At 71.7% G+C, this 11,596-nt stretch carries 12 protein-coding genes; 4 read left to right on the forward strand and 8 right to left on the reverse strand.

What is annotated here, in order from left to right; all coding sequences use genetic code 11:
* Positions 1-26: 26 nt before the first annotated feature.
* From ACZ499_RS39295 to ACZ499_RS39330, 8 genes are read right to left on the reverse strand one after another with little or no spacing between them, the layout of a single operon-like run.
* Positions 27-2,027 (reverse strand): NADH-quinone oxidoreductase subunit 5 family protein, encoded by a 2,001-nt coding sequence (locus ACZ499_RS39295; RefSeq protein WP_468681907.1) that lies wholly within the window; start codon positions 2,025-2,027, stop codon positions 27-29.
* The gene (gene nuoK, locus ACZ499_RS39300) at positions 2,024-2,383 is read right to left on the reverse strand and encodes an NADH-quinone oxidoreductase subunit NuoK (protein ID WP_361392146.1); all 360 of its coding nucleotides are present in this window, start codon (positions 2,381-2,383) and stop codon (positions 2,024-2,026) included. The genes ACZ499_RS39295 and nuoK overlap by 4 nt, the downstream gene beginning before the upstream one ends.
* Entirely contained in the window at positions 2,383-2,982 is a 600-nt protein-coding gene (locus ACZ499_RS39305) for an NADH-quinone oxidoreductase subunit J family protein (RefSeq protein WP_468681908.1), read from the reverse strand. The genes nuoK and ACZ499_RS39305 overlap by 1 nt, the downstream gene beginning before the upstream one ends.
* Entirely contained in the window at positions 2,979-3,578 is a 600-nt protein-coding gene (locus tag ACZ499_RS39310; RefSeq protein WP_468681909.1) for a NuoI/complex I 23 kDa subunit family protein, read from the reverse strand. Before ACZ499_RS39310 ends, ACZ499_RS39305 begins: the two co-directional genes overlap by 4 nt.
* Complete coding sequence (locus ACZ499_RS39315; RefSeq protein ID WP_468681911.1) at positions 3,578-4,546, reverse strand: complex I subunit 1/NuoH family protein; 969 nt, start codon at positions 4,544-4,546, stop codon at positions 3,578-3,580. The genes ACZ499_RS39310 and ACZ499_RS39315 overlap by 1 nt, the downstream gene beginning before the upstream one ends.
* Positions 4,543-5,805 (reverse strand): NADH-quinone oxidoreductase subunit C, encoded by a 1,263-nt coding sequence (locus ACZ499_RS39320; protein WP_468681913.1) that lies wholly within the window; start codon positions 5,803-5,805, stop codon positions 4,543-4,545. The genes ACZ499_RS39315 and ACZ499_RS39320 overlap by 4 nt, the downstream gene beginning before the upstream one ends.
* Positions 5,802-6,557 carry an NADH-quinone oxidoreductase subunit B gene (locus ACZ499_RS39325; protein ID WP_468681915.1) on the reverse strand — a complete coding sequence of 252 codons (756 nt, stop codon included), beginning with the start codon at positions 6,555-6,557 and terminating at the stop codon, positions 5,802-5,804. Before ACZ499_RS39325 ends, ACZ499_RS39320 begins: the two co-directional genes overlap by 4 nt.
* Positions 6,548-6,946 (reverse strand): NADH-quinone oxidoreductase subunit A, encoded by a 399-nt coding sequence (locus ACZ499_RS39330; RefSeq protein WP_468681916.1) that lies wholly within the window; start codon positions 6,944-6,946, stop codon positions 6,548-6,550. Before ACZ499_RS39330 ends, ACZ499_RS39325 begins: the two co-directional genes overlap by 10 nt.
* A 312-nt stretch (positions 6,947-7,258) precedes the next feature.
* Between ACZ499_RS39330 and ACZ499_RS39335 the strand changes: the two genes are divergently transcribed.
* From ACZ499_RS39335 to ACZ499_RS39350, 4 genes are all read left to right on the forward strand, one after another.
* Positions 7,259-8,566: a sensor domain-containing protein gene (locus ACZ499_RS39335; protein ID WP_468681918.1), complete on the forward strand. Its 1,308-nt coding sequence runs from the start codon at positions 7,259-7,261 to the stop codon at positions 8,564-8,566.
* 167 nt (positions 8,567-8,733) lie between these two features.
* The gene (locus ACZ499_RS39340) at positions 8,734-10,041 is read left to right on the forward strand and encodes a sensor histidine kinase (RefSeq protein WP_468681924.1); all 1,308 of its coding nucleotides are present in this window, start codon (positions 8,734-8,736) and stop codon (positions 10,039-10,041) included.
* Between the two features lie 458 nt (positions 10,042-10,499).
* Positions 10,500-11,159 carry a response regulator transcription factor gene (locus ACZ499_RS39345; RefSeq protein ID WP_468681926.1) on the forward strand — a complete coding sequence of 220 codons (660 nt, stop codon included), beginning with the start codon at positions 10,500-10,502 and terminating at the stop codon, positions 11,157-11,159.
* Positions 11,160-11,276: 117 nt separating this feature from the next.
* A partial coding sequence (locus ACZ499_RS39350) for a hypothetical protein (RefSeq protein ID WP_468681920.1) occupies positions 11,277-11,596 on the forward strand: 320 nt, incomplete at its 3' end.

The raw sequence follows: 11,596 nt of genomic DNA on the forward strand, positions 1-11,596 counted from the left end.
ACGGACGCGCTGATATCAATCACGGCTCACGATCCGGCGTTGGCGTTGGCAAGGACGACGGCGACGAGCGCCAGGACGGCGGAGCCCGCGAGCAGCGCGCTGAGATAGGTCTGCACATTGCCGGTCTGGGCCTTGCGCACAGCCGCGCCCAGCCAGCGGGGAAGGGCGCCCGCGCCTTGTACGTACGTCTCGACGACCTCGCGGTCCAGGAAGCGGACCAGTGAGGCGGCGGCGAGCACGGGACGGACGAACAGCGTCCGGTAGACCGCGTCCAGGTGGAAGCCGGTGGCCGCGTGGCGGTGCAGCGGGCCGAGCAGCAGTCGGCCCGGGTCGGCCGGGTCGTACGCCGAGGCGATATCGCCATAAGCCAGGGTGTGGCTGGCGATGGCCTCTTCCTCGACCAGGCTTCCGTCCGCCTCCGGGTGGGCGGCGACCGCGCCGATCGGGGTGCGCGCGGCGAGGGCGCTGGTGTGCCGCCAGGTGGCGTACGTGACGAGTCCGCCGACCAGGGCGACGCCGGTCGAGAGCACCGAGGTGGTCAGGGCCGGGGTGAGCGCGTGGCCGTCGAACCAGTCGTCGAGGTAGCCGGTGGTCAGGCCGAAGCCGATGGACGGGATCGCGAGCACCCAGAGCACGGCGTTCATCGCTACGGGCTGGCGGCCGTGGGCGGGGGCCGGGGCGCCCTTGCCGCGGAAGGCCATCAGCCACAGGCGGGTGGCGTACGCGGCGGTCAGCAGGGCGGTGAGCAGACCGGCGATCAGCACGATCCAGCCGGTGCCCTGCGGGGCGACCGTGCTGTCGCCGAGGGCGGTGTGCTCGGCGGCCGACAGGACGGCTTCCTTGGAGAAGAAGCCGGCGAAGGGAGGAATGGCGGCGAGCGCGAGCAGGGCGACGGTCATCGTCCAGTACGCGTCGGGGATGCGCTTGGCGAGGCCGTCCATGCGGGACATCGCGGACAGCGAGTTGGTGCCGGCGGCGTGGATGATCACGCCGGCCGCGAGGAAGAGCAGCGCCTTGAAGGCGCCGTGCGAGAGGAGGTGGAAGACGGCGGCGCCGCGGTCACCGACGGCCAGGGCGCCGGACATGTAGCCGAGCTGACCGATCGTCGAGTAGGCGAGGACGCGCTTGATGTCGTCCTGCGCGAGGGCGGCCAGCGCCGAGCCGACCATCGTGACGGCGGCCATCACGGCGAGCACGGTCAGGGCGGCCGCCGAGGCCGCGAAGACGGGGAGGAGACGGGCCACGAAGTAGATGCCGGCCGCGACCATCGTCGCGGCGTGGATCAGCGCGGAGACGGGGGTCGGGCCCGCCATCGCGTCGGGCAGCCAGGTGTGCAGCGGGAACTGCGCGGACTTGCCCGCCACACCGGCCAGGAGCAGCAGGGCGATCAGCGTGGGGTGGTCGATCCCGCCGGTGAGGGCGGCCTGGACGACCCCGGTGATCCGGAACGTACCGGCGTCGGTGGCCAGTGCGAACAGACCGATCAGGAAGGGGACGTCACCGAGCTTGGTGACCAGGAAGGCCTTGAGGGAGGCGGCTCGCGCCTCGGGGGTCTCCCAGTAGTGGCCGACCAGGAAGTACGAGCAGATGCCCATGATCTCCCAGCCGACCAGCAGCACCATCAGGTCGCCGGAGTAGACGACGAGCAGCATCGCGGAGGTGAAGAGGGAGACGAGAGCGGCGTACGAGGGGTAGCGCGGGTCGTCGCGCAGGTACCCGGTCGAATACAGCTGCACACAGGTCGCCACCAGCCCGACAAGCACGGCGACGAGGACGGCGAAGCCGTCGAGGTGCAGGGCGAGGTCGACCGGGACGGACCCGGTCGGGGTGAGCCGCCTCGACGCGTCGATCGACTTGCCGCCGCCCTGGTCCACGGCGACGACGACGGCGAGGACCAACGCGGCCAGGGTCGGCAGTACGGCCAGGGGGCGTACGTAACCGGGGGCGGTGCGGCCGAGCAGGAGTCCGGCGGCCGCACCCAGGAACGGAAGGAGGGGGACGAGGACGGCGAGGGTCGTGGTGGTCACGCGGCGGCCTCAGCCTTCTGTGCCGGGGCGGCGGGGTCGTCGGGGCCGGAGCCCTCGGCGGTGTCGCGGAGCTTGTCGATGTCCGCGGTGCCCCGGTTGCGGTACACCGCCAGGACGATCGCCAGGCCGATGCCGATCTCGGCGGCGGCGATGGCGATGGTGAACAGGGTGAGCGCCTGTCCGGCGTGGAGGGTGTCGCGCAGCCAGACGTCGAAGGCGACGAGGTTGAGGTTGACGGCGTTGAGCATCAGCTCGACGGACATCAGGACCAGGATCGCGTTGCGGCGCGCGAGCACTCCGTACACACCGGTGCAGAAGAGGAGGACGGCGAGGACGGCCGGATAGATCAGGTGCATCAGCGCTGCTCCTTGTCTCTGGGGGCGTCGCCGGGGGCACCGTCCGTATCGCCGCTCTTGCGGGACATGACGATCGCGCCGACGAGGGCGGCGAGAAGGAGGACGGAGAGCGCTTCGAACGGCAGCACCCAGTGGCGGAACAGGATCGAGCCGGAGACCTTCGTCGAGCCCTGGCCGGGCCCGGCGAGGTTGATCCAGGTCGTACGGAAGGCGTCCACGACGACCCACAGGAGGGAGCCGGCGGCGGCCAGGGCGACGACGAGGGCGGCCCATCGATTGCCCGAGTCGGCGTCCGGGGAGCGGCCGATCGGCGCCCTGGTCAGCATCAGTCCGAACAGGAGGAGGACGACGACGGAACCGACGTAGATCAGTACCTGCACCCAGGCGATGAACTCGGCGGTGAGCAGGAGGTACTCGACGGCGAGGCCGCCGAGCGCCACGACCAGCCAGAGGGCGGCGTGCACCAGCTGCTTGGTCGTGACCGTGAGGACGGCGGCGCCGAAGGTCACCGCGGCGACGAGCAGGAACGCGATCTCGACCCCGGTCGGGGAGAGGAAGCCGTGGTGCACCGGGTGGTGACCGCTGGCGAGGAGCATCATGCCTGGCCCTCCTCGGTCTGGGGGGCGGCCTCGGGAGCCGCCTCTGCTGCCGGGGCTGCCTCGGGGGCCGCCTCTGCGGCGGCGAGCTTCTCGGCCGTCTTGCGGGCCGCGGCGATCTCCTTGGGCTCCTCGGCCGCCGGGTCGAGGGCGGGCGGGGCCGGGACCGTCCACATCCAGTCGCGGAGCTTGTCGCGCTCGTGGGTGAGTTCGTGGATATCGGTCTCCGCGTACTCGAACTCGGGCGACCAGAACAGCGCGTCGAAAGGACACACCTCGATGCAGATACCGCAGTACATGCAGAGGGAGAAGTCGATGGCGAAGCGGTCGAGTACGTTGCGGCTGCGCTCGCGGCCGCCGGGGGCGGCGGCCGGGATCGTCTCCTTGTGGGAGTCGATGTAGATGCACCAGTCGGGGCACTCGCGGGCGCAGAGCATGCAGACCGTGCAGTTCTCCTCGAACAGGCCGATCACGCCACGGGTGCGGGGCGGAAGCTCGGGCTGGACGTCCGGGTACTGCGCGGTGACCGTCTTCTTGGTCATCGTGCGCAGCGTCACGGCGAGGCCCTTGGCCAAGCCGGAACCTGGGATCGGGGGCATCAGTTGATCGCCACCTTCACGATGCCGGTGAGCGCGATCTGCGCGAGAGCGAGCGGGATGAGCGTGGTCCAGGCCAGCTTCTGCAGCTGGTCCTCGCGGAGCCGGGGGTAGCTGACGCGGAGCCAGATGACGACGAAGGCGAGGATCGCGGTCTTGAGGAGCGTCCACACCCAGCCGAGCCCGTCGGCGCCGAAGGGGCCGTGCCAGCCGCCCAGGAACAGGACGGTGGTGAGGCCGCACAGGACGACGATCCCGGCGTACTCGGCGAGGAGGAAGAGGGCGAAGCGCAGACCCGTGTACTCGGTGTACGCGCCGAAGATGATCTCGGAGTCGGCGACGGGCATGTCGAAGGGCGGGCGCTGGAGTTCGGCGAGCCCGGCGATGAAGAAGACCAGGGCGCCGACGATCTGCCAGGGCAGCCACCACCACTCGAAGGCGTTGAGGATGCCGGGGAGGGAGACCGTGCCGGCCGCCATCGCCACGGAGGCGGCGGCGAGCACCATCGGCAGCTCGTACGCGAGGAGCTGGGCGGCGGTGCGCAGTCCGCCGAGGAGGGAGAACTTGTTGGCCGAGGCCCAGCCCGCCATGAGCGAGCCGAGTACGCCGACGCCCATGACGGCGAGTACGAAGAAGATGCCCGCGTCGACGACTTGGCCGACGGCGCCCTCGCTCGGGCCGACGGGGATCGCGACCAGGACGAGGAGGTACGGGAGCAGGGCGACGGCGGGGGCGAGCTGGAAGACGCGGCGGTCGGCGTCGGCCGGGACCACGTCCTCCTTCTGCGCGAACTTCACGCCGTCGGCGACGAGCTGGGCCCAGCCGTGGAAGCCGCCGGCGTACATCGGGCCGAGGCGGCCCTGCATATGGGCCATGACCTTGTGCTCGGTCTGCCCGATGACGAGGGGCAGGACGAGGAACACGGCGAAGACGACGAGCAGCCGGAGGGCGACGTCGGGTGCGTCGTTCACGCGGGTTCGCCTCCGGCGGGGGTGTCGGTTTCGGGGTCGGGGTCGGTGCTGTTGGTGCCGGGGCCGCGGCCGCGGCCGTCGGATTCGGCGGGCCGCGCCTCGGTGGCTTCCGCACCTTCGGTGGCTTCGGTGGCTTCCGCAGCTTCCGTTGCTTCGGTGGCTTCCGTTGCTTCGGTGGCTTTTGTAGCTTCGGTGGGCTCGTCAGCCGCCGAGATCTCCGGGGTCTCCGGGGTCTCCGGGGTCTCCGGGGTCTCCGGGGTCTCCGGGGTCTCCTCGAACGCCGGACGCGGGTTGTTCCAGGGGGCGTCCGTGCTGCGGGTGCGCGGCGGGGCCGGTGCGGCCTCAGGTGCCGCCGGGGCCTGAGGGGCATCCGGGGTCTGCGGTGCCTCCGGGACCTGGGAGGCTGAGCCGTCGGTGGCGCTTCGGGTGCGGCGCGGGCGCGGGGCGGGTGCCTCCGGGACCGGGGCTCCGGTCGCCGGGGCGTCCGGGGCGGACGGGTCCGTCGACGGGGTCGCCTGGGACGCCGAGCCCTGCGACGCGCTGCGGGCGCGGCGCGGGGTCGCGGCGGCGCCCTCGGTTGTCGCCGCCGACGGGGCCTGGGACGCGGAGCCCTCCGTGACCGTACGGGTCCGGCGGACCGGGCGGTCGCCGGCGGCGCGCGGGGTGCGGGCCGGGGCGGGCGGGAGCTGGCCCTTCAGGGGGCCCCACTCGTTCGGGTCCGGGACGCCGGGCGGGAGCATCTGGCGGCGCTTGGGACCGCCGTGCTCCGACTCCCCCGGCTCCTTCGCGCCCGGCCAGGCCTTGGCGACCCGCGCCGCGAGGACGAAGTCCTTGCGCAGGGGGTGGCCCTCGAAGCCGTCGGGGAGGAGGAGGGGGATCAGGTTCGGGTGGCCCTCGAACGTGACGCCGAACATCTCGTGCGTCTCGCGCTCGTGCCAGCCCGCGCCCGCGTACACGTCGACGGCCGAGGCCAGGACGGGGGCGGTGTGGGGCACGGTCGTACGGACGAGGAGGCGGCGGACGCGGCGGCCTTCGAGGGAGACGACGTGTGCGCAGACGCGGAAGCCGGTGCCGGGCTCGTCGACCGCGCTGAGCCAGTCGAAGTACGTGCAGCCCAGTTCGTCGCGGGCGATCTCCAGCGAGGGGATCCAGGAGCCGGCGGGGACGTCGACGGTGAGGAGGCCGTACGCCTCCTCGGCGGTGGCCTCCTCGCCGAAGATCTCGGTGACGGCGTCGGGCAGACGGTCGTACGCGGTCACTGCGCAGCCCCCGGCGTCGGCGTGTCGCTCTCGGAGGCCCCTGCGGCCCCGGAAGCCCCCTCAGTCCCACCGGCCCCACCGGTGGAAGCCGCCCCCGGCGCGCCCGAAGCACTCGGCGCCGCCGGAGCCGCCGGAGCCGTGACCAGCCCGCTGGTGAGCTGCGCCGGTGACGCCTGCGTGGCGTAGCGCTCGGCAAGGGACTCGCGGGCGATCTTCTCCTGGAGCTTGAGGATGCCCTGGAGGAGCGCCTCGGGGCGGGGCGGGCACCCGGGGACGTACACGTCGACCGGGATGATCTGGTCGACGCCCTTGGTCACCGAGTACGAGTCCCAGTACGGGCCGCCGCAGTTGGAGCAGGCGCCGAAGGAGATGACGTACTTCGGCTCGGGCATCTGCTCGTACAGCCGCTTCACCGCCGGGGCCATCTTGTCCGTCACCGTGCCGGAGACGATCATGAGGTCGGCCTGGCGCGGGCCGGGCGCGAAGGGGATCACGCCGAGCCGGATGAAGTCGTGGCGGGCCATCGAGGCCGCGATGAACTCGATGGCGCAGCAGGCGAGTCCGAAGTTGAACACCCAGAGGCTGTAACGGCGGCCCCAGTTGAGGACCACCTTCATCGGCTCGGGCGCCAGGCGCGAGAGCACGCCCAGGCGCTGGCCCTGCACGGCCGAGGCCCCGGCGGGCGCCGGAGCGCCGTTTTCGGCCACTTTCGGCGTGGGCAGGAACTGGGGATCCGGAGACGTCACGTCCATTCGAGGACGCCCTTCTTCCATGCGTAGAGCAGTCCCACGGCCAGGAAGCCGAGGAAGATGAACATCTCGACCAGCGTGGCCGCGCCGAATCCGGGGGCGGCGAAGACCGTCGCCCACGGGAAGAGGAAGATCGAGTCGACGGCGAAGATCACGTACAGGAAGGCATAGACGTAGTAGCGCACTTGGGTGTGCGCCCAGCCCTCGCCGACGGGGTCCACTCCACATTCGTACGTGAGCAGCTTCTCCGGCGTCGGGACCACCGGCCGCAGCAGGCGCCCGGCCCCGAAGGCCACCGCGACGAAGAGCACGCCGATGACGGCGAGCAGTCCGACGACCGAATAGCTGTGGAAGTAGTCCGCCGACAGCTGGCGTACGGTCGGTTCCGGCACGTCCGCCCCTCGCTCCCTGACCTCGTTGCTTCGTTGCAGTCTGTTCGACGATCTGTACGCACGGGAGTCTAGGCCCTGCTAAGGACGGCGTAAGCAGGTGTCTCACGCAGGTTGCACACCTGACGCCCGGGCGGCGGCGTCCCGGCGCGCACCGCCCCCGTGTCCGGAAGAGGACCCGGGGCGTGACCCGATCGCGTTGGCGCGCGTGGCTCCGGAACGCCGTGGGCGGCACCGGGGGTGGGGTTTTCCCCAGGCGGAACCCGCCTAGCTACCCCATGGCGCCGGGCCGCGCGGCCCGGCAGGCTTGCCTTCATGACCAGCACCTTCCGCGACGAGCAGCGGCCGAGCCGCAGAGCCGGCCGACGGCCCGGGCGGCGTTCCGACCGGCCGCAGAGCAGGCCGCACGACCAGCCGCCCGGCCTGCCGCACGACCAGCCGTCCGACCAGCCGTCCGACGACGAGAGGCTGCCGCCCGCGCGGTTCGCCTACGACCGGCAGACCTGGAAGGAGATCGCGCATCTCCTCGCCAATCTGCCGATGGCGCTCATCGGCTTCGTCTACGTGGCCGTGCTGGTCTTCACCGGCGCCGGCCTCTCGGTCACCGTGATCGGCCTGCCGCTGCTCGCGGTCGGTCTGGTCGGCGCCCGTCAGCTGGGCAAGCTGGAGCGTGCGCGGGCGCGCGCGCTGCTCGGCGTACGGATCGACGAGCCCACGCCGATCCCGGCCCGGGCGCTGCGGAAGGGCGCGCGCGGCGGGGCCCTGCGCTGGCTGTGGACGAGCCTGAAGGACCCGGTGGGCTGGCGGAATGTGCTCTACGAGTTCATCCGGCTGCCCTGGGGCGTGCTGACCTTCGGCGTCACGATGGTCAGCCTGTTCGTGGCGTGGCCGGTGCTCGGGTTCATCGCCCGGGTGCTCACCAACGCCGACCGGGTGATGGTCCGGGCGCTGCTCTCGCCCTCGGACGACCTGGAGCGGCGGATCGCCGAACTGGAGTCGGACCGTGGGGTGGTCGTGGACACGGCGGCGGCCGATCTGCGCCGGATCGAACGCGATCTGCACGACGGCGCGCAAGCCCGGCTCGTCGCCCTCGCCATGGGACTCGGCCTCGCCAAGGAGAAGCTCCTGGAGGACCCGGACGCGGCGGCGGCGATGGTCGACGAGGCGCACGGCGAGGTCAAGCTCGCCCTCCAGGAGCTGCGCGACCTGGCCCGGGGCATCCACCCGGCGGTCCTCACCGACCGGGGCCTGGACGCCGCCATGTCGTCGGTCGCCTCGCGCTGCACGGTGCCGGTGAAGGTGACGGTGGACGTACGGGAAAGGCCCGCGGCGGCGATCGAGGGCATCGCGTACTTCACCGTCTCCGAGCTGCTCCAGAACGTCAGCAAGCACAGCGGCGCGCGGGCGGCCTCGGTGGAGGTGTGGCGGGCGGGCGACCGGCTGCTCATCCAGGTCGAGGACGACGGGCGCGGGGGCGCGCGGCTCGACGGCGGTACGGGCATGGCGGGTCTCGCCGAACGCCTCGGCGCGGTGGACGGGCTGTTCGTGCTCGACTCCCCGCCGGGCGGTCCGACGATCGTCACGGCGGAGCTGCCGTGGCGGGCCCGGGGGCCGAAGGAGTAGGGCCGGCCCCGGAGCCGGGGTAGGGAAAACCCCCCGCCCAAGACGGTGACCGGCTCCATGGTCCGGGGCGGCCGCGACCAGCAGTCTTGTACGTACGAGAACGCGGCCACGCGTACAGCAGCTGCATCGGCTGCATCAGCGGAAACGGAACGGACGGACCGATGATCATGGAGACGGAGTACGGGCAGCGGCCTGCACGGCGGCACTTCCTTCCGCCGGCGCTGCGCGCGCCGCTGGAGGCCCGGACGTTCCGTGAGTTCGGCTATCTGCTGCTGAGCCTGCCGATCAGCATCGTCATGTTCACCTGGGCCGTCGTCATGGTGTCGCTGAGCGCCGGGCTGCTGATCACGTTCCTCGGGATCCCGGTGCTCGCGGCCGGACTCGTCGGGTGCCGGGCCTTCGGCACGCTGGAGCGCAAGCGGGCGCGCGCACTGCTCGGCGTGAACGTGGCCGCGCCGCAGCCCGTGCGGGGCAAGCGCGGGATGGCCTGGATCGGAGCCGTGCTGAAGAGCGGGGTCTCGTGGCGCCACCTGCTGTACTCGGTGCTGCACTTCCCGTGGGCGCTCTTCTCGTTCGTGGTCTCGCTGTCGCTGTGGGTGTACGGATGGGGCCTGCTGACGTACCCGCTGTGGCAGTGGGTGTTCCCCACGTACGCCGGGCAGGACGGGCTCCAGCTGTACGGGGACGGGACGCACGACTTCTATCTGGACTCGCCGTTCGAGATCACCCTGACCGTGCTGGTCGGACTGGTCGTCACGCTCGCCGTGCCGTGGGTCATCCGGGGGTTCGCGTACGCCGACCGGGGTCTTCTCTTCGGGCTGCTCGGGCCGTCGCGGCTTGAGGAGCGGGTGGTGGAGCTGGAGTCGGACCGGGGCGTGGTCGTGGACACGTCCGCGGCGGACCTGCGGCGCATCGAGCGGGATCTGCACGACGGCGCGCAGGCCCGGCTGGTCGCCCTCGCGATGGATCTGGGCCTTGCGAAGGAGAAGCTCACCGAGGATCCGCAGGCGGCGGCGCGGATGGTGGACTCGGCGCACGGCGAGGTGAAGGTGGCGCTCCAGGAGCTGCGGGATCTGGCCCGGGGCATCCATCCCGCCGTCCTGACCGACCGCGGCCTGGACGCCGCGCTGTCGTCCGTCGCCTCGCGGTGCACGGTGCCGGTGCAGGTGGAGGTGGATCTGCCGGGCCGCCCCGTGCCGGCCATCGAGGGGATCGCGTACTTCACCGTCTCCGAGCTGCTCCAGAACGTGAGCAAGCACAGCGGGGCGAGCCGGGCCGGGGTGGATGTGTGGCGGGCTCAGGACCGGCTGATGCTGCAGGTCACGGACAACGGGCGGGGCGGGGCGTCGGTGGACGGCGGGTCCGGGCTCGCGGGGCTCGCGGAACGGCTGGACGCGGTGGACGGGATTCTGGTCGTGGATTCGCCCCGGGGCGGGCCTACGACGGTCACGGCGGAGCTGCCGTGGCGGGCGTAGTGGGCCCCACCTCGCCCCTTCCCGCTGTGACATTCGCGGCTCCGCCGCGCGGCCTCCGGGGGTGGGGGTGGGCTTCCCCGGGACTGCGCCCCCGGACCTCGTTGCGGGGCCGCGCCCCGAACTCCGTTCGGCTGCGGGCCGTCTGTGGCTGGTCGCGCCCACGCGGCGGAGCCGCTCGTGTCACAGCCCCGCGCCCCTGAAGGGCCGGGCCTGCGGCCCCTGCCCCGCTCCAACGCCAGAGGGGCTGAAATGTGGCCGGGCCCCGTTCCGGCTTGGGGGGCGCGGGGAAGTGCGCGACCAGCCCCCACCGAACCCTCAGACGAAACCCCCGCCGCCCTCTTCGCCCTCTGGATTTCGCGCAGCGCGGTCCGGATGCTGGGATGCTGGGTGGGCACAGCCGTCGGGTGTGCACAGCCGAGCAACACCGAGCCGGGGGGCTGCAGATCGTGGAGGACAGGGTGCGGATCGTCATCGCCGAGGATTCAGTGCTGCTTCGGGAGGGACTGACCCGCCTGCTGACCGACCGGGGGCACGACGTCGTCGCCGGGGTCGGCGACGGAGACGCGCTGGTCAAGACCGTCGGCGAGCTCGCCGACCAGAACGCGCTGCCGGACGTGGTGGTCGCGGATGTACGGATGCCGCCGACCCACACCGACGAGGGCGTACGGGCCGCGGTGCTGCTGCGGAAGCTGTACCCCGGTGTGGGCGTACTCGTGCTGTCGCAGTACGTGGAGGAGCAGTACGCCACCGAACTGCTGGCTGGTTCAAGCCGCGGAGTGGGCTATCTGCTCAAGGACCGCGTCGCCGAGGTCAGGGAGTTCGTGGACGCCGTCGTAAGGGTCGCCCAGGGCGGTACCGCCCTGGACCCCGAGGTGGTGGCCCAGCTGCTCGGCCGCAGCCGTAAGCAGGACGTACTGGCCGGCCTCACGCCGCGCGAGCGCGAGGTCCTCGGCCTGATGGCCGAGGGGCGCACGAACAACGCGGTCGCGAAACAGCTGGTCGTGAGCGACGGCGCCGTCGAGAAGCACGTGAGCAACATCTTCCTGAAGCTCGGCCTCTCCCCAAGTGACGGCGACCACCGCCGGGTACTCGCGGTGCTGACCTATCTCAATTCCTGAACACCTGACACCCTGTCAGATGAGTCGGGCAGGGTAGCGGCCTACAACCGAAGACCGAGCGAGGGGCGTCTTACCAGACGGAGCCGGGGGGCGACTGAAATATGGCAAACCGGGGCATTGGACCATCTCAAAAAAGGGCGTCCAGGATGCGATCCATCCAAGGAAGGCGACCCTTACCGACGTAGGGTGGGCTTTGGAGCGACCGGTTCTCCGGACGCGCCCGAGCAGCCCGTCCCAGGGAGGTCCAGTTCAGTGACCAGCCAGGTCAGTACGCCAGCCGAGGCAGACGGGGCCGATGAGGCCCTCGTCGGTGAGCAGCGCAAACCCGTGGGCACGAAAGAGGTCAAGCGCCTTGATCGGGTGATCATTCGCTTCGCGGGTGATTCGGGTGACGGGATGCAGCTCACGGGTGACCGGTTCACCTCGGAGACCGCCTC

Source organism: Streptomyces sp. NPDC031265 (genome assembly GCF_055570295.1).